The following is a 16,908-nucleotide window of genomic DNA, read 5'->3' on the forward strand; positions in this document are numbered from 1 at the left end:
CCGCCTTCGGCCGTCCGTCCGGTCTAGCCGGGGCGGTTCGCCTTCATTGCCCGGGCCAGGTGGGCGTCGATTTCCTGCCTGGCCTGGCGCTTGAGTTCGGTCAGCGAGCACGAAGGAATGCGGGCGTGCAATCTGAAGACATAATCGCCGGCCGGCAGTTCCGCGCGCCGCAGCCGGAAGGCCTCGCGCGCGACGCGTTTCAGGGCGGCGCGGCTGACCGACAGGGGGGCGTAGCGCTTGCCCACCACCAGGCCCAGCCGGGGCTGGGCCGACGGCGCCATGCTCAAAACAAAAAGCGCCCCTCTTGCAAGGCGGCGCCCTTTCAGCGCAGGAGCGAATTCCGCCGGGCTGCGCAACCGCGCGGTGCCGGGAAACGACGCGCGCGGATTCAATGCTGTAACGCTGCGTGGCCGGCCTGTACGACGGCCGGCACTGCCGTCAGATGGCCAGGCGCTTGCGGCCCTTGGCGCGGCGGGCGTTGATGACGGCGCGGCCGCCACGGGTCTTCATGCGCACGCGGAAACCGTGGGTACGCTTGCGGCGGGTGACGGAAGGTTGGTAAGTACGTTTCATGACAGTTCCTGAGTTCCGGTATGGGTATGAAAGCCGCCCCGGAAGCTTGCGCAGTCCCGGCCTGCGTGCGGCCCGGCAAAGCTTGAAGTTAAGCGCGCGCGAAGCCCGGCATGCATCCTTGGAAAGACTGCCAACCCAGGGTCTTGGATTCAGCCCGAATCTCTTCGTGAAATTCGGAAAGCCCTCCATGGTGTCAAATAAATCCAATGTTGTCAATCAGTTAGGCGCGACGCAGCCGGGATGGACCGGGCGCGCCTGTGGATAACTTCCGCCCGGAGGAGTAGAATCGGAGGTTTCGGGATCGGCCACTAGAACATCCTTCGCGCCCCCTGTCCTGCGTGGGCGCACCGGTCCTATTAGCGAGATTCATGGAAGATTTTTGGCAAACCTGCGCCCGGACGCTAGAGCAGGAACTCACTCCTCAGCAGTACAGCGCCTGGATACGTCCCCTCGTCCCGCTCGCCTTCGATGAAGCCGAGGCGGTGCTGCGGGTCGCGGCGCCCAATCGTTTCAAGCTCGACTGGGTGCGCAGCAATTTCTCCGGCCGTATCGAATCTCTGGCGGCGCAGTGGTTCCAGCGCCCCGTGCAAGTCAAGTTCGAACTGGATACCCCCCGCATGGTGGCCCCACTGCGGCCGCCCGCGCCCAGCCCCGCTGCCGTTGCCGCCAACGGGAACGGCCACGCCGGCAACGGCCATGCCGCGCCGCGCCAGGCTGCGCAGGCGCCGCTGGGCTTTCCCGGCGATCCGGTCGCCGCGGTCAATTCCGCGGCGGCCCGGGCGGCGCAGCGGGCAACCGAGGCGCCTCGTCCCGCGCCGCGTCCCGCCGCTCCGGCCAAGGCCGAAGCCAGCGAAGCCACGGGCATCTACGAACGGTCGCGCCTGAACGTCGAGCTCACCTTCGAGAACTTCGTCACCGGCAAGGCCAACCAGTTGGCCCGCGCCGCCGCGCTTCAGGTGGCCGAGAACCCCGGCACCTCGTACAACCCGCTGTTCCTGTATGGCGGCGTGGGCCTGGGCAAGACCCACCTGATCCACGCCATCGGCAATTCCATGATGGCCGAGAACGCCGCCGCGCGGGTCCGCTACATCCACGCCGAGCAGTTCGTGTCCGACGTGGTCAAGTCCTACCAGCGCAAGGCCTTCGACGATTTCAAGCGCTACTACCATTCGCTGGACCTGCTGCTGATCGACGACATCCAGTTCTTCTCGGGCAAGAACCGCACCCAGGAAGAATTCTTCTACGCCTTCGAGGCCCTGGTGGCGCTGCGCAAGCAGATCATCATCACCAGCGATACCTATCCGAAGGAGCTGTCCGGCATCGACGACCGGCTCATCTCGCGTTTCGACTCGGGCCTGACCTGCGCCATCGAGCCGCCCGAGCTGGAAATGCGCGTCGCGATCCTGCTGAAGAAGGCGGAGACCGAGGGCGTGCACCTGCCCGAGGAAGTGGCCTTCTTCATCGCCAAGCACCTGCGCAGCAACGTGCGCGAGCTGGAGGGCGCGCTGCGCAAGGTCCTGGCCTACGCCAAGTTCCACGGCCGCGCCATCACGGTGGACGTCTGCAAGGACGCCCTGAAGGATCTGCTGTCCGTGTCCAACGGCCAGATCACCGTCGAGAACATCCAGAAGACCGTGGCGGACTTCTACAAGATCAAGGTCGCCGACATGTATTCCAAGCGGCGGCCCGCCAACATTGCCCTGCCGCGCCAGATCGCCATGTATCTGGCCAAGGAGCTCACCCAGAAGAGCCTGCCCGAGATCGGCGAGCTCTTCGGGGGCCGCGACCACACCACGGTGCTGCACGCGGTGCGCAAGATTTCGGAATCCCGGGCCAAGCAGGCGGAACTGAACCATTCGCTGCACGTGCTCGAACAAACCCTGAAAGGATGACGAACCGCGACGAACCCCATCCGGGACCCTGTGAGTTGGAGTGTGGAAAAACCGTGGAGCATTTCTGGACAACCCGACGCCGTTTTTTTCGATCGAAAGTTGTTCATGGTTGTGCGCTATTCTCCAGGCCGGTTCCCCACTCGCTAAAAACTGGACAAGTTCTTGATTTATAATAGTTTTTTGAAGAAATTCCAGTTATTCACAGGGTCCTATTAACTACCAACCCAAAGAAGGATTGGATATGCAATTGGTCAAAGCCTCACGCGATGCATTGCTGAAGCCGCTCGCGACCGTTTCAGGCATCGTGGAACGGCGGCACACCCTGCCCATCCTGGCCAACATCCTGTTGCGCAAGGAAGGCAGCCGCGTGTCGTTCGTGTCCACCGACATCGAGGTTCAGATCACCACCCATGCCGATTTCGGCGTGGGTGATGCGTCTGAGTCCACCACGGTGGCAGCCCGCAAGCTGCTCGACATCCTGCGCGCCCTTCCCGACACCGGCGACGTGTCCCTTTCCCTGGCCAACAAGAAGCTGTCGGTCCAGTCCGGCAAGAGCCGCTTCGCGCTGCAGACCCTGGCGGCCGAGGAGTTCCCCACCGTGGCCCAGCCGGCCTCGTGGAACGCTTCGCTGACCATGACGCAGAAGTCGTTCAAGCACCTGATGAACATGGTGCACTTCGCGATGGCGCAGCAGGACATCCGCTACTACCTGAACGGCATGCTGCTGGTGCTGGACGGCAACAACGTGCGCTGCGTCGCCACCGACGGCCACCGCCTGGCCTATTGCGCGGTCGCCATCGATGCCGATGCCCCCAAGCAGGAAGTGATCGTCCCGCGCAAGACGGTGCTGGAACTGCTGCGCCTCCTGGACGACAGCGAGGAGCCCATCGAGATCTCGGTGGCAGCCAATCAGATCCGTTTCCGCTTCGGCGACGTCGAGCTGATCTCCAAGCTGGTCGAAGGCAAGTTCCCCGACTACCAGCGCGTGATCCCGAACGGCTACACCAAGCATTTCCCGATCGCCCGCGAAGCCCTGCAGCGCAGCTTGCAGCGCGCCGCCATCCTGACCACCGACAAGTTCAAGGGTGTGCGGATGCAGATGGCCGATCATGTCCTGAAGATTTCCGCCAGCAACGCGGAACAGGAAGAGGCCCAGGAAGAACTCGAGATCGACTTCGGCTTCGAGCCCCTGGACATCGGTTTCAACGTCAGCTACCTGCTGGACGTGCTGGGCAACCTGAAGGCCGAGACGGTGCAGTGGAGCGTGGGCGACGCCAACTCCTCGGCGCTGATCACCTTGCCCGACGACACGGACTTCAAGTATGTCGTGATGCCTATGCGGATATAGATCCCCCCCTACGCGCTTACGCGCGCCCCCAGGGGCGGCACTGGCGGACCGGCAAAGCCGGATCCGCTGTGCCCTGGGTCTGGGGAGGATGTCTTGGGGTGGGGCGGTGGTTTTTTAGGTTGTTCCTTTGGGGGGCAACCGTGGGTGGCCTGAGTGGGCGCCCACTTTTGTTTTTTCTGGCGGGTGGGGTATTGCCTGTGCAGAGTGGATGGTTGGATATCTATGACCGAACAGAACACTACGCCCGAGTCGGGCGAGATCGATAACAGCCTTGACGGGACGCCCGTGGTGGCCGCTGCCCCTGTGGTGGACAGCTACGGCGCCGACTCCATCAAGATGCTGAAGGGGCTGGAGGCCGTGCGCAAGCGGCCGGGCATGTACATCGGCGATACGTCCGATGGCACGGGCCTGCACCACATGGTGTTCGAGGTCGTGGACAACGCCATCGACGAAGCGCTGGCCGGCTATTGCGACGAGATCATCGTCACCATCCATGCCGACAACTCCATCTCGGTGTCCGACAACGGCCGGGGCATTCCGACCGCCGTGCACAAGGACGACGAATTCCAGCGCAGCGCCGCGGAGATCGTCATGACCGAGCTGCACGCGGGCGGCAAGTTCGACCAGAACTCGTACAAGGTCTCGGGCGGCCTGCACGGCGTGGGCGTATCCTGCGTGAACGCGCTGTCCGAATGGCTCCGTCTCAGCATCCGGCGCAACGGCGAGCTGCACCAGATGGAGTTCCGCCGCGGTGAACGCGTCGAGCCGCTGAAGGTCACCGGCAAGACCGACAAGCGCGGTACCCGGGTGCAGTACCTGGCGGATTCGCAAATCTTCACCAACGTCGAATACCACTACGAGATCCTGTCCAAGCGGCTGCGCGAGCTCTCGTTCCTGAACAACGGCGTGCGCATCAAGCTGGTGGACGAGCGCCAGGGCAAGGAAGAAGACTTCGCTTTCAGCGGCGGCGTCAAGGGCTTCGTCGAGTACATCAACCGCGCCAAGACCGTGCTGCATCCCAACGTCTTCGCGGTGGCCACCGAGTCGTCGGCCGGCGGCGTGCCGGTGGGCGTGGAAGTGGCGATGCAGTGGAACGACAGCTACACCGAAAGCGTGCTGTGCTTCACCAACAACATCCCGCAGCGCGACGGCGGCACGCACCTGACCGGCCTGCGCGCGGCGATGACGCGCATCATCAACAAGTACATCGACGAGAACGAACTGGCCAAGAAGGCCAAGGTCGAGACCACCGGCGACGACATGCGCGAGGGCCTGACCTGCGTGTTGTCGGTGAAGGTGCCCGAGCCCAAGTTCAGCAGCCAGACCAAGGACAAGCTGGTATCCAGCGAAGTGCGTCCCGCCGTGGAAGACGCCGTGGCGCGCAGCCTGGAGAGCTGGCTGCTCGAGAACCCCATCGACGCCAAGGCCTTGTGCGGCAAGATTGTCGAGGCCGCCCGCGCCCGCGAGGCCGCGCGCAAGGCGCGCGAGATGACGCGCCGCAAGGGCGTGCTGGAAGGCGCCGGGCTGCCCGGCAAGCTGGCCGACTGCCAGGAAAAGGATCCGTCCAAGTCCGAGATCTACATCGTCGAGGGCGATTCCGCCGGCGGTTCGGCCAAGCAGGGCCGCGACCGCAAGTTCCAGGCCATCCTGCCGCTGCGCGGCAAGGTGCTGAACGTCGAGAAGGCGCGTTTCGACAAGCTGATCAGCAGCGAGCAGATCGCCACCCTGATCACCGCGCTGGGCACCAGCATCGGACCCGACTTCAACATCGACAAGCTGCGCTACCACCGCATCATCATCATGACCGACGCGGACGTGGACGGCGCGCACATCCGCACGCTGCTGCTCACACTGTTCTATCGCCAGATGCCGCAGCTGATCGAGCATGGCTATGTCTACATCGCCCAGCCGCCGCTGTACAAGGTCAAGGTCGGCCGCGACGAGCGCTACCTGAAGGACGACGCCGAAGAGGCCGCCTTCATGCTCGAGCTTTCGCTCAAGGATGCCCGGCTGTTCCCCTCCGCCGACGCCCAGCCCATCGCCGGCGACGCGTTGAAGGAACTGGCGCGCCAGTACAACCTGGTCGACGCCGTGATCGAGCGCCTGTCGCGTTTCGTGGACCTTGCCACGCTGTCGGCCATCGTGCGCGGCTTCGAGGCGGACCTGTCGTCCGTGGACCAGGCCGAGCTGTCGCGCCAGCGCCTGCAGGCCGAACTGGAAGACCCGTCCATGCCCGGCGTGGTGCAGGTCAAGGTCTCGGTGGACGAGGAAACCCAGCAGTCCAGGCTGGAGATCCATCGCAACCACCACGGCAATATCCGCGTCAGCGTGATCGACCAGCATTTCGTCGACGGCCCCGACTACAGCGTGCTGCGCAACGCCGCCCAGACCTTCCAGGGCCTGATCGGCCCGGGCGCGAAGATCGAGCGCGGCGAAGGCGACAAGCGCAAGGAACTGCCGGTGGCCGACTTCCGCGAAGCCATGCAATGGATGCGCGCCGAGGCGGAACGCTCGCTGTCCAAGCAGCGCTACAAGGGCCTGGGCGAGATGAACCCCGGGCAGCTGTGGGAAACCACCATGGATCCCACCGTGCGCCGCCTGCTGCGGGTGCAGATCGAGGACGCGATTTCGGCGGACGAGATCTTCACGACGCTGATGGGCGACCACGTCGAGCCGCGCCGCGCGTTCATCGAGACGCATGCGTTGATGGCGGGGAATATTGACGTTTGAGGCACGGCTGACTTACGGCGCATCGACCGTCCAGCAAGACAATTCGACGGCCACCTTTGGTGGTCGTTCGTTTTTGTGTTTCGTTTCAGGACACTCCAGTGACCGGCCAATTGATGTGCGAAACATTGCTGCGATATAAACTCCAGGCATGACTCGCGTCTCCATACAACCAATCATGTTCATCTGGGCCCGCCAGCGCGCCCAGATGGATGAGGCTGTGCTGCTGGCGCGTTTTCCTCGCCTTATGGAGTGGGAGTCCGGCGCTATCCAGCCCACTTTGCGCCAACTCGAACAGTTCGCGCAGGCTACGCACGCGCCGTTGGGGTATTTCTTCCTTCCCGAGCCTCCGCGAGAGGACTTGCCGATTCCCGATTTTCGGACAATGGGCCGAGATTCGCCACGCCTGACTGCCGATCTGCTGGATGTGATTTTCACCTGTCAAACGCGACAAACTTGGTATCGGGACGAAGCCCTGGTTAACGGCGAGAAGCGACTGCCCTTCGTCGCCTGCGTGACGATGGAAACGCCGCCGATGGAAGTGGCGCAACGAATCCGCGAGGTGCTCGGGTTCAGCGTGGAGGCTCGTTCTGAATGTCCCACGTGGGCTGAGGCATTGCGCCTGTTTATTGCGCAGGCCGAGCAAGCAGGTGTGATGGTGATGGTCAGTGGGGTGGTGATGAACAACAACACCCGGCAGCTGAACCCCCGTGAATTTAGAGGTTTTGCCCTTGCGGATAAGCTGGCACCCTTGGTGTTCATCAACGGAGCGGATAGCAAGGCTGCCCAGATGTTTACGTTGGCGCACGAACTTGCGCATTTGTGGCTGGGGCAGTCGGCTTTGTCGGATGCTCGGATATCGGAAGTTTCCGATTACGCCGTGGAAGTATGGTGCAACCAGGTAGCAGCCGAACTGCTTGTTCCCCGGGCGGACTTTCTTGATGCGCTTCGCGCCGATGAGCCGCTGGATGCCGCATTGAAGCGGCTGGCACGACATTTCAAGGTAAGCACCTTGGTGCTTCTGCGACGGATGTGGGACGTGGGATATCTCGATAGAGCGGCGTTCTGGCGGGCTTATCGGGATGAAGAGGCGCGTTTGAGGAGTTTGGCTGAGCGCAATGCAGGAGGCGGCGATTTCTATCGAACCACTGTCGCTCGCGTCAGCAAGCGATTTGCTCAGTCCTTGGTTGCAAGCACCCTTGAAGGGCGAACTTTGTACCGGGATGCGTTTCGCATGCTTGGCATCGCAAAGTCGGGCACGTTCAACGAGCTGGGGCGAATACTGGGATTTCCGACCTGATGGCCTACCTGCTGGATGCCAACGTCTTCATTCAGGCCAAGAACCTACAGTACGGGTTCGACTTTTGCCCCCGCATTTTGGTCTTGGCTTGACCAGGCATATGACGCCGGGCGACTCTGCAGCATTCGCCAAGTGGGTGATGAACTGACTGGTGGTGGGGACGAATTGGCCGAGTGGGCACTGGGTAGGGAGGACGGATTCTTCCTGGCCCCGGACGCCGCTGTGCTTACTGCCGCCCAGCACGTAAGCGCATGGGTAGTCCAACAAGGGTATGAGCCTGCGGCTGTGAATACCTTTATGCAGGTAGCGGACTTCTGGTTGGTTGCAACCGCGTTGACCGGCCATCATACGCTGGTGACGCATGAAGTGGCGTCAGCATCCGTCAAGAAAATCAAGATTCCCAATGTGTGCATTGGACTAGGGGTGGACTTCATGTCTCCCTACCAAATGCTGCGCAGGGAGCAGGCTAGATTCGTCTTGGGGCCAACGCCGACTTGAGGCTAGGCGCCGGATCGTGGCTCATCGAGCATCTAGCGCTTTCAGCCCGGCGCCTGCGCGCCGTCCATGCCGCGCAGCAGTTCCTCCAGTGTGGCGCGCGCCGCCTCCCCCGCCGGACTCAACGGCCGCGCGGTACTCCACACGACGCTGATGCCACGCTGGATGGCCGGCTCGGCAATGGGGATGAAGGCAATGCCGTCCACCACGGCCGGCACCGGGCCGATGCGGGGGCGGATCGTATATAGCTCGCCCTGCCGCATCAGCGCGGTGATCAAGTGGCTAGAACTGGCGTTCAGCACCGGGCGCACCTCGCGGCCTATGCCGGCCGCGGCGCTGTCGACCAGCCGCCGCAGCCGGTTCGGCGGGATGGACAGAGCCAGTGGATAGGACAAGGCATCCCCCAGCGGCATGGACGCCGGCAGCACGGGGAAACCGTCCGCGGGGCCGCAGAAGCAGAACACCTGCCGGCCGCACTCGATCGCATGCAGGCTGGTGTCCGAGCTGCCTTCGGGCAGCACGCCTATGTCGGCCTCGTTGCCCGCCATCCATCTGGTGATGGCGTGGCTGTCTCCTTCCAGCAGCGTCAGGCGCACCCGCGGATGGCGGTCGCGCATCGCGCCGAACAGGACGGGGCCGAGCTGGTCGGCCAGCGAGGTCGGGATCGCCACGATCAGGTCGCCGGCCGGTTCCGTGGCGACGCGCGCCATGGCGGCTTCGGCCTCGGCCACGTCGCGGAAGATGCGCCGCGCATGGGCGATGAGCTGTTCGCCCGCGGTGGTGGGTTGCACGCCGCTGGACGAGCGTTCCAGCAGCGGCGTGCCCAGCGATTCTTCCAGCAGCCGGATCTGCCGGCCCACCGCGGGCTGCGCCCGCAGCAGGCGCGCGGCCGCGCGATTGATGCTGCCTTCTTCCACCACCACCAGGAACGCGCGCAGATGATCGAGATTGAGTGCCACGCAGCGTCTCCAGGCCTGGCCGCTATCCATTTTTTTTAGAAAAGCTCTAAAGGAATTGTACTTCCGCGCCTTCGCCGCGCTGATTAGACTGCCCGGCATCCCGGGGCATGTCAGGCCGCGGTGGGAGGAGGAGATGACTCAGGATATCGATCGGGGCCGGCGCCGCGTCCTGGCCACGGCCGCTCGATCCGCCGCGGTGGCCGGGCTGGTTCCGGCCTGCGCGCTGGCGCAATCCTATCCCTCGCGTCCGGTGCGCCTGCTGGTGCCGGTCAGCGCGGGCGGCGGCACCGACATGATCGCGCGCGTCGTGGCGGACCAGTTGTCGCGGGGCATGAAGCAGCCGTGGGTGGTCGAGAACCAGGGCGGAGCAGGCGGGCAGATCGCCAGCCAGGCCACGGCGCGGGCCGAGCCCGACGGCTACAACCTGATGATCGGCTACGTCAGCACCCACGGCACCCTGCCGGCGGTGCGCAAGGTGCCTTATGACCCGATCCGCGATTTCACGCACATCGCGATGATAGGCGGCGCGCCCAACGTGCTGGTCGCCCAGCCGTCGGGCCCCGCCAGCTTCGAGGATTTCCTGGCTGAGGTACGCGCGCATCCGGGCAAGGCGAGCTATGCGTCGGCCGGCGTGGGTACCATCACCCACCTGGTGTTCGAGGGGCTCAAGCTGGCCACGAACACCTCGGTCCTGCACGTGCCCTATCGCGGCATCGCGCCGGGCATCAACGACATGGTGGCGGGCCAGGTGCAATACGCGATGCCGGGCCTGGCGGGTGTGCTGCCCTACATCCGCGCGGGCAAGCTGCGCGCGCTGGCCGTGACCGGGCCGGATCGCCATCCGCTCCTGCCCGAGGTACGCACGCTGAAGGAAATCGGCATTCCCCATTTCGAGGCCGTGCAGTGGGTGGGCATCATGGGGCCGGCCCATCTGCCGCCGGCCGTGGTGCAGGATCTGTCGGCCGCCGTGGCGCAGGTACTGGGCCGCAAGGAAACGGCGGACAAGCTCGCCGGCGAAGGCATACGCGTCATGCCCATGTCGCAGCAGGATTTCTCCGCCTACGTCGCCGCCGACCTGGCCCGGTGGCGCACGATCGTCAAGGAACGCGGGTTGCAGGAGACATGAGATGAAGCCGGGATCCCGCCGTATCGCCATCGTCGTCATGTCCGACGAACATTCCGGGGTCGCGCTGTCGTGCGCGGGCCATCCCTGGATACGCACGCCGCACCTGGACCGTTTCGCGGCCGCCAACACCCGGTTCGCGTCGGCCTACACCAACTCGCCCATCTGCATACCCGCGCGCGCGTCGTTCACCACCGGCCGCTATACCCACGAGACGCGCAACTGGGACAACGCCCTGCCCTATACCGGCCAGTTGCCGGGCTGGACCCATCGGCTGCGCGATGCCGGCGTGGACGTCACGTCCATCGGCAAGCTGCACTTCCGCAACGAGACCGACGACACCGGCTTCACCCGCCAGATCCTGCCCATGCACGTGGTGGACGGCATCGGGGACCTGCTGGGCGCGGTGCGAGACCCGCTGCCCGTGCGGCACAAGACGCGCGCGCTGGCCGAGGAAGTCGGCATCGGCGAAAGCAGTTATACCCGGTACGATCGCGCCATCGCGCAGGCATCGACGCAATGGATACGCGAACACGCCCGGGATGACGGCTGGGTCCTGTTCGCCTCGTTCGTGGCGCCTCATTTTCCGCTGATCGCCCCGGAAGAATTCGCCTCGGCCTACCGGCTGGACGACATCCCGCTGCCCAAGCTCTCGCGGGCGGCAGACCGGATCGACCATCCCTGGATCGCCGCACTGCGAACCTGCTTTCCGCACGACAGCTTCTTCGACGACGAACTGCGGCGCCGTGCCCTGTTGAGCTACGGCGGCCTGTGTTCCTTCATGGACTGGCACTTCGCCCAGATCTGCCAGGCCATCGACGAATCCGGGCTGGCCGACGAGGCGCTGGTCATCTACACCAGCGACCATGGCGACAACATGGGCACGCGGGCCTTGTGGGGCAAGTCCACGCTGTACGAGGAGGCGGCGCGCGTGCCCATGCTGCTGAGGGCGCCGAGCCATTCGACGCGCAAGATCGTCGGCACGCACGTCTCCCTGGTGGACGTGGGAGCGACCCTGCTGGCCTGGATGGGCGTGGAGGCGCCCGCCGACCTGCCGGGGCGGTCGCTGGTCGACCTGGCGCAGGCACCGGACGACCCGGCGCGCCCGGTGTTCTCGGAATACCATGCGGCGGGCGCGGCTACCGGCGCCTACATGCTGCGGCAGGACCGGTGGAAGCTGATCCACTACGTGGACATGGCGCCCCAGTTGTTCGACCTGGTCGCGGATCCCGAGGAGCGGATCGATCTCGTCCCGGGCGGGCGGCATGCGCAGGTGGTGGACGAACTGACCGCGGCGTTGCGGCGGATCGTCGATCCCGACGCGCAGGATCGCATCGCCAAGGCCGACCAGCACGCACTGATCGAAGCCCACGGTGGCCGCGAGGCGGTGGTCCGGCGCGGGGGATTCGGCGCCACGCCGGCGCCGGGCGTGGAGGCGAAGTTCGCATAGCAGCCGGGACTCGTGGATTGGATCGCCATGCTGGATAATCCATCCAGAAGCCGGGGACTTATCGGCCCCGGCCGGCTGCCCTAAGCTGAAGCTCCCAAGTGAGGCCACCATGCGTACCCTGATCATTATCGCCATCGGACTGGTCCTGGCCATCGCGCTGCTGCGCGTGGTCCCCGCGCCCCATCGCACCTGGGCCGCCGGGCTCTTCACGCTGGCCTGGCTGGCGGCGTGCGCATGGAACCTGCGCACCGGCCTTTCCCACGGCTATACCCTGGCCGAGGAACTGCCCATCCATGCGGCGCTGTTCGGCATCCCGGCGCTGGTCGCATGGGGCCTGTGGTGGTGGGCGCGCCGCGGGTAAGGCGCATTCGATCACGTCGCCCGGCTCCAGCGTCAGCCCCGAGGACAGCGGCGTGCTGGTGCATCGGTGCGGCGGATTATCTCGACGGAAGGGGTTCGCGCGCAGATCCGCGCGAACCGCTTCAAGGACACGCGGGAGGCTTATTGCGGTTCGATCCCCGCCGCCTGGATCACCGGCTTCCACTTGGCCGTCTCTGCCTTGATGCGGGCGGCGAACACGTCGGGCATTTCACCCAGCGGCGTGATGCCGGCGTTCTCGAGCTGTGCGCGGAAAGCCGGTTCGTTGATCATCTTGCGGCCTTCCTCGGCCAGCCTGGCGACCACGTCCGCCGGCATGCCGGCCGGGCCCATCAGTCCGTTCCAGGTGTCGACCTCGTGGCCCGGGTAGGTTACCGCGATGGTGGGTACCGAAGGCAGCTGCGGCAGGCGCTTGTCGCTGGAAACCGCCAGCAGCGTGAGCTTCTCGGGCGTCTTGGCGTAGGACATGACTTCCGAGACGCTGGCGCTGTACATGTCGATCTGCCCGGCCAGCACGTCGGCCAGGGCCGGCGCGCCGCCGCGGTAGGGAACGGTGGTGGCGGTCACGCCGACGCGGCTCAGGAACAGCAGCGCCGACAGGTGGGTCAGCGTGCCGTTGCCGCCGTGGCCCACGTTCAGCTTGCCGGGATTGGCCTTGGCGTAGTTGACGAGGTCGGTCACGGTGCGGAAGTTGCGCTGGGGGTTGACTGCCAGCACGAAGGGGTTGCCGCCCACGTTGACGATGGGGGCGAGGTCGCGGATCGGGTCGTAGCGGATCTTGTTGGTCATGGGCGCCGTGACGATCTGCGTCATGGTCGCCATGAACAGCGTGTAGCCGTCGGGCTGGGCGCGCGCGACCTGCTCGGCGGCGATGGTGCCGGCCGCGCCGCCCTTGTTGTCCACGATGAAGGGCTTGCCGAAGATCTTGCTCATGCGCTCGGCCATCATGCGGGCCATCATGTCGGTATTGCCGCCCGGGGCGAACGGCACCACGATGGTGACCGGCCGGCTGGGCCAGGCATCGGCGGCCAGGGCGGTGGCGGGGCCCGCGGCGATCGCGGCCGCCGCCAGGGCCAGGGGAATGCGGCGCAGCCATTGCTGGAGGGGGTTCATGGTGTCGTCTCCTTCATCGGTCGTCATTGTCGTCGGTGGAGCAGGCCGCCGTTCGGTGCGAGCGCGGCCGGCGGCCGGAAAACGGGCGCGAAAGGGGCCTCCCCGCGCGCGCGAACGCGCCGGGGCAATGCCTGTGGAAAGAATCCCCTTGCGTGCCGGGTTCGTATGTGCCGGGCTGGCGGGCGCCGGGGCCGCCGGCGCTCGTGCTCAGTCTTTTTTTCCCGTGTCCTTCTTGCCGTCCTTGGCGGCCAGCACCGCGGCGGGCGGCTGGACGACGAAGTGGGCGAGGCGGTGCCGGTCGAACGATTCCAGGTTGCGCTCCCAGGTCTGCGGCTGGTGGTCGGCGTCCATCGGAATCTGGTCCATGTCGGTATAGATCTCGACGTTGTTGCCGTCCGGATCCTTGAACACCAGGAACCAGTTCGCGCCGGGGCCGTGCTGGCCGATGCCGCGCTCGATCGTCACGCCCAACTGGCGGGCCACGTCCACGGCGCGGCGCATTTCCTCGACCGATTCCACGTAGTACGAGAAGTGCTCGAGCCCTGGGCGCGTATAGCGCGGAAGATCGTCGCGGTCGGGGGCGTCGTCGGGGATGCGCGACAGGGCCAGGTCATGGTGGTCTTCACCCGCCCGCAGGAAGACCATCTGGTCGCCGATGCGGTCGGACACGCGCAGGCCCATGACCTCGGTATAGAAGCGGGTGGAGGCTTCGAGGTCGCGAACCATCAGGACCAGGTGGCCCAGTTTGCGCGTACGGATGGGAGCGACCGGTTGCTGGTCAGCGGATGTCACGTTTGCCTCCTTGCCTATCGGCTTTCCTGCACGACGGTGTTCTCGATCGTGCCGATGTTCTCGATGCGCGCCACCATCCTGTCCCCCGCCTTCAGGTAGACGCCGCGCCCCATGCCCACGCCGTCGGGCGTACCGGTGGCGATGAAGTCGCCGGGATGCAGGGTCAGGATGCGCGACAGGTAGGCGATCTGCTCGGCCACCGAGAAGATCATTTCCGAGGTGCTGCCGTCCTGCATGGTCTCGCCGTTGACCGCCAGCGACATGCGCAGTTGCTGGGGGTCGCCGATGCAGCCCGCCGGCACCAGCCACGGGCCCATGGGACCGAAGGTGTCGAAGCTCTTGCCGCGGAACCAGTCGTGGGTGAAGGGATAGTCGGTGCGGCGGTTGAGGTCGCGCGCGCTGATGTCGTTGAATACGGTATAGGCGGCGATGGCCGACAGGGCGTCGTCGACCGGTACGTGGCGGCAGGTCTTGCCGATGACCACGCCCAGTTCCACTTCCCAGTCGAGCCGACTGGTCTCGGGCGGCATCTGGACGTTTTCGCCGGTGGCGACCACGCTGGTCTCGGCCTTCATGAAGATGTAGGGCTGGCTTTCGCTGCGCGCCGCCAGCTTGGTGCCCATCTCGTCGGCGTGTTCGTAGAAATTGGAAGCCGTCGCGAAGATGCGGCGGGGCTGGTAGGGGACCGCATAGGTGGCGTCTTCCACCACGGCCAGCCGGCCGCTTGCGGCGAGTTGGACGGCGCGATCGGCCATCGTGGCGATCAGCGGGCCGCTGCCGGCCCAATCCGCGATCAGCGCGCCGATGCCCCCCGCCACGCGGGCCGGGTCCACGTCGCAGGCTTTCGCCAATTGCGCCAGGTCATACAGGGTGTCGTTGACCACCAGGCCAGGATGCTTGCCGCCGTTGCGCTGATAAGTCGCCAGACCGTGCCAGTTCACGGAATCTCCTCGTTGCTGTCTGTGTTGGATCCGGGGCGTCGACCCGGCGGGACCGCCAGTTTTACCCCATGCTTTGGGATACTTTAAGCATGTCGTGTATACACGTCAACCGTTTTAAGATAAATTTTTTGCCAGGTGTGTGCCAGAAAAAGGGGGGGGACAAACCCTGAATGGCTGGGCGGGGCAGGAGTCAGGCCATCGAATGCGGCTGTTTTTTGTATGCAATATCGTCCTAGTGTGTTCAATAAGGGAGGTCAGGCATATCCAGGTGCCGCTCATGTTCATGGTCGAAGCGGTGCCGCGTATAATCCGCAGGCATTCGCTGGCCCATGTTGAAGGATGCTTTCGTGACCACCATTGCCGCTCGGATCAGCCAGTCGCTGGCTGACGAGATCATTGCGGGTACCCTGGCCCCGGGCGAGAAGCTCGAGGAGCCCTCGCTGGCCGAGCGCTTCCAGGTATCGCGCACACCCATCCGCGAGGCGCTGCGCCTGCTCAATGCCCGCGGCCTGATCGAGCTGGTGCCGCGCCGTGGCGGCGTGGTGGCCAACGTCAGCGCCGAACAACTGGCCGACATGCTCGAGGCGCTGTGCGAACTGGAGTCGCTGTGCTGCCGCATCGCCACCCAGCGCATGAGCGCCATGCAGCGCCGCCAGCTCGAACTGCTGCACGAACAGGCCCAGCAGGTTTCCGAGCGCGGCGATGCCGATGCCTATCTCAAGATCAACGCGCGCTTCCACCAGCTCATCTGCCAGGGTACGCAGAACCAGACCCTGGTCGCTCAGGTCGAAAACCTGCGCGACCGGCTGGCGCCGGTGCGCGCCGCGCAAAGCGGGGTCGAACGCCGCTTCGAAACTTCCCATCGCGAACACGAGAAGATCGTGGAAGCGGTGCTGGCCGGCCAGCCCGAGCAGGCCTACCTGGCCATGCGCAGCCACACCACCCGGCTGACGCTTCATGTGATGGAGCAGATCGAGGCCCAACGCGCCGGCTAGCGACCATTCCTCGCGCGTCGGCCACTGAAGGAACTGATTCGCCATGCAACCGACCGAAGCCCTTCGCGCCGCCTTCACGCCCCAGCAGGTCCTGCGCGCTTCCATCAACGTCGGCAATCCCATACTCGCCAGCCGTGACGACGAGCACGGCGCGCGCGGCGTATCGGTGGACCTGGCGCGGGAACTTGCCAGACGGCTGGGCGTCGGGCTGGAACTGGTGGTCTTCCCGTCGGCCGGCGAATCGGTCGAGGCCGTGGCCGCCGAACAGGCCGACATCGGCTTCTTCGCCATCGACCCCAAGCGTGGCGAGCACATCGCCTTCACCGACGCCTACGTGGTGATCGAGGGAGCCTACCTGGTACGCGACGGCTCGCCCATCGCCGCCCATGCCGACGTGGACCGGCCGGGCGTGCGGGTCACGGTCGGCAAGGGCAGCGCCTACGATCTCTACCTGACCCGGAGCCTGCTGCAGGCAAGCATCGAGCGGGCGCCGACGTCGCCGGCCGTGGTCGACGTGTTCCTGGAAAGCGGCGCGGACGTGGCGGCCGGCGTGCGCCAGCAGCTCGAAGCCGATGCCGCGCGGCTGGGCGGCGTGCATCTGTTGCCCGGTCATTTCATGTTGATCCGGCAGGCCATGGGCGTGCCCAAGTCGCGCGGCGATGCCGCCGCGGATTACCTGCGCGCCTTCGTCGAGGAAATGAAGGCCTCGGGGTTCGTCCAGGAAGCGCTGGCGCGCCATGGGATAACCGGCGCGGCGGTGCCCCGCGCCGAAGACTGAACAGGCGCTAGGCTGACTCGACATTCATTTTCTTTATCCGGTCT

At 65.4% G+C, this 16,908-nt stretch carries 16 protein-coding genes and 1 pseudogene; 11 read left to right on the forward strand and 6 right to left on the reverse strand.

Annotation, left to right across the window (positions count from 1 at the left end):
- Positions 1 to 23 precede the first annotated feature (23 nt).
- Positions 24 to 392 (reverse strand): ribonuclease P protein component, encoded by a 369-nt coding sequence (locus tag N5K27_RS13630; protein ID WP_087839047.1) that lies wholly within the window; start codon positions 390 to 392, stop codon positions 24 to 26.
- 46 nt (positions 393 to 438) lie between these two features.
- Positions 439 to 573: a 50S ribosomal protein L34 gene (gene rpmH, locus N5K27_RS13635; protein WP_008650850.1), complete on the reverse strand. Its 135-nt coding sequence runs from the start codon at positions 571 to 573 to the stop codon at positions 439 to 441.
- 368 nt (positions 574 to 941) lie between these two features.
- Here rpmH and dnaA point away from each other — a divergent pair, with 368 nt between their 5' ends.
- The 6 genes and pseudogenes from dnaA to N5K27_RS13660 form a co-directional block, all read left to right on the forward strand.
- A complete protein-coding gene (dnaA, locus tag N5K27_RS13640; protein WP_279817122.1) occupies positions 942 to 2,465 on the forward strand; it encodes a chromosomal replication initiator protein DnaA in 1,524 nt (507 codons plus the stop codon).
- A gap of 241 nt (positions 2,466 to 2,706) precedes the next feature.
- The gene (gene dnaN / locus N5K27_RS13645) at positions 2,707 to 3,813 is read left to right on the forward strand and encodes a DNA polymerase III subunit beta (protein WP_087839045.1); all 1,107 of its coding nucleotides are present in this window, start codon (positions 2,707 to 2,709) and stop codon (positions 3,811 to 3,813) included.
- A 222-nt stretch (positions 3,814 to 4,035) separates the two neighbouring features.
- The gene (gyrB, locus tag N5K27_RS13650; protein ID WP_087839044.1) at positions 4,036 to 6,543 is read left to right on the forward strand and encodes a DNA topoisomerase (ATP-hydrolyzing) subunit B; all 2,508 of its coding nucleotides are present in this window, start codon (positions 4,036 to 4,038) and stop codon (positions 6,541 to 6,543) included.
- Between the two features lie 175 nt (positions 6,544 to 6,718).
- Positions 6,719 to 7,840, forward strand: coding sequence for an ImmA/IrrE family metallo-endopeptidase (locus N5K27_RS13655; RefSeq protein WP_279817124.1), 1,122 nt, complete (start codon positions 6,719 to 6,721; stop codon positions 7,838 to 7,840).
- Positions 7,840 to 7,932, forward strand: a complete 93-nt coding sequence (locus N5K27_RS29065) for a DUF4411 family protein (RefSeq protein ID WP_338616997.1) — start codon at positions 7,840 to 7,842, stop codon at positions 7,930 to 7,932. Before N5K27_RS13655 ends, N5K27_RS29065 begins: the two co-directional genes overlap by 1 nt.
- 28 nt (positions 7,933 to 7,960) lie before the next feature.
- A pseudogene (locus tag N5K27_RS13660) lies at positions 7,961 to 8,338 on the forward strand (DUF4411 family protein); the annotation flags it as partial.
- A 41-nt stretch (positions 8,339 to 8,379) separates the two neighbouring features.
- Here the strand turns inward: N5K27_RS13660 and N5K27_RS13665 are convergent.
- Positions 8,380 to 9,294 (reverse strand): LysR family transcriptional regulator, encoded by a 915-nt coding sequence (locus N5K27_RS13665; protein ID WP_279817129.1) that lies wholly within the window; start codon positions 9,292 to 9,294, stop codon positions 8,380 to 8,382.
- Between the two features lie 133 nt (positions 9,295 to 9,427).
- Between N5K27_RS13665 and N5K27_RS13670 the strand changes: the two genes are divergently transcribed.
- The 3 genes from N5K27_RS13670 to N5K27_RS13680 all read left to right on the forward strand — a co-directional run bounded on the left by N5K27_RS13670 (position 9,428) and on the right by N5K27_RS13680 (position 12,228).
- Positions 9,428 to 10,420, forward strand: a complete 993-nt coding sequence (locus N5K27_RS13670; RefSeq protein WP_279817132.1) for a tripartite tricarboxylate transporter substrate binding protein — start codon at positions 9,428 to 9,430, stop codon at positions 10,418 to 10,420.
- Between the two features lies 1 nt (position 10,421).
- A complete protein-coding gene (locus N5K27_RS13675; protein ID WP_279817134.1) occupies positions 10,422 to 11,867 on the forward strand; it encodes a sulfatase-like hydrolase/transferase in 1,446 nt (481 codons plus the stop codon).
- A gap of 109 nt (positions 11,868 to 11,976) precedes the next feature.
- Positions 11,977 to 12,228 (forward strand): hypothetical protein, encoded by a 252-nt coding sequence (locus N5K27_RS13680; protein ID WP_087839039.1) that lies wholly within the window; start codon positions 11,977 to 11,979, stop codon positions 12,226 to 12,228.
- A 140-nt stretch (positions 12,229 to 12,368) separates the two neighbouring features.
- Here the strand turns inward: N5K27_RS13680 and N5K27_RS13685 are convergent, their stop codons facing one another.
- The 3 genes from N5K27_RS13685 to N5K27_RS13695 all read right to left on the reverse strand — a co-directional run bounded on the left by N5K27_RS13685 (position 12,369) and on the right by N5K27_RS13695 (position 15,091).
- Positions 12,369 to 13,358, reverse strand: coding sequence for a tripartite tricarboxylate transporter substrate binding protein (locus tag N5K27_RS13685; RefSeq protein ID WP_279817135.1), 990 nt, complete (start codon positions 13,356 to 13,358; stop codon positions 12,369 to 12,371).
- Between the two features lie 207 nt (positions 13,359 to 13,565).
- Positions 13,566 to 14,150: a VOC family protein gene (locus N5K27_RS13690; RefSeq protein WP_254914602.1), complete on the reverse strand. Its 585-nt coding sequence runs from the start codon at positions 14,148 to 14,150 to the stop codon at positions 13,566 to 13,568.
- A 14-nt stretch (positions 14,151 to 14,164) separates the two neighbouring features.
- Complete coding sequence (locus N5K27_RS13695) at positions 14,165 to 15,091, reverse strand: fumarylacetoacetate hydrolase family protein (RefSeq protein WP_087839031.1); 927 nt, start codon at positions 15,089 to 15,091, stop codon at positions 14,165 to 14,167.
- A 347-nt stretch (positions 15,092 to 15,438) separates the two neighbouring features.
- Here N5K27_RS13695 and N5K27_RS13700 point away from each other — a divergent pair, with 347 nt between their 5' ends.
- Together N5K27_RS13700 and N5K27_RS13705 are read left to right on the forward strand one after the other, a co-directional pair.
- Positions 15,439 to 16,086 carry a GntR family transcriptional regulator gene (locus tag N5K27_RS13700; RefSeq protein ID WP_087839113.1) on the forward strand — a complete coding sequence of 216 codons (648 nt, stop codon included), beginning with the start codon at positions 15,439 to 15,441 and terminating at the stop codon, positions 16,084 to 16,086.
- Between the two features lie 43 nt (positions 16,087 to 16,129).
- Positions 16,130 to 16,864 (forward strand): ABC transporter substrate-binding protein, encoded by a 735-nt coding sequence (locus N5K27_RS13705; protein WP_087839030.1) that lies wholly within the window; start codon positions 16,130 to 16,132, stop codon positions 16,862 to 16,864.
- Positions 16,865 to 16,908: the final 44 nt, after the last annotated feature.

This window comes from Pigmentiphaga sp. GD03639 (assembly GCF_029845405.1).
Taxonomy (GTDB): Bacteria; Pseudomonadota; Gammaproteobacteria; order Burkholderiales; family Burkholderiaceae_B; genus Pigmentiphaga; species Pigmentiphaga daeguensis.